General features: G+C 36.1%; 1 protein-coding gene. It reads left to right on the forward strand.

The features are described 5' to 3' along the window. Positions 1–27: 27 nt before the first annotated feature. The coding region (locus tag HUK38_RS14755) for a hypothetical protein (RefSeq protein WP_202985592.1) at positions 28–515 on the forward strand (488 nt) is incomplete at its 3' end.

Consider the following 515-nt stretch of genomic DNA (forward strand, 5'->3'; position numbering starts at 1 on the left):
CAGTTCCAACTATCACGAGAAAAACAAATGAAAATTACAACATCAGACCTAACGCAAGATCGGCAATGGAGCGCCACGCTCGGTATGACTAAGAAACGGTTTTTTGTTTTGCTAGAGCATTTCAAGAATGCTTATTTTGAGACTTATAAAGCAGAGCTATCCAAAAGAAAAGTTGAGGTTAATATTGGTTATTGTATTAATAGTGAAGAGGAGCTTTTATTATTCACCTTGTTTAGTCTTAAATCAGGAATGACCTATGATGTTTTAGGAGTTGTTTGTGGAATGAGTGGTTCTAATGCGAAAAGAAATCAGGAAATTGGTTTGAAAATTTTAGTTCAAACCTTGACTAAGCTAAAAGCAATGCCAGAACGTAAACTACTGACTGTCAAAGATTTTCAGGAATTTTTCAAAGAGGAAAAAGACTTAATTATTGATGCCACCGAACAACATACACAGCGTCCCAGCGATGACGAACAACAAAAAGAAACCTACTCGGGTAAAAAAAAGCCCACACA

It is taken from the genome of Thiospirillum jenense (genome assembly GCF_014145225.1).
Taxonomy (GTDB): Bacteria; Pseudomonadota; Gammaproteobacteria; order Chromatiales; family Chromatiaceae; genus Thiospirillum; species Thiospirillum jenense.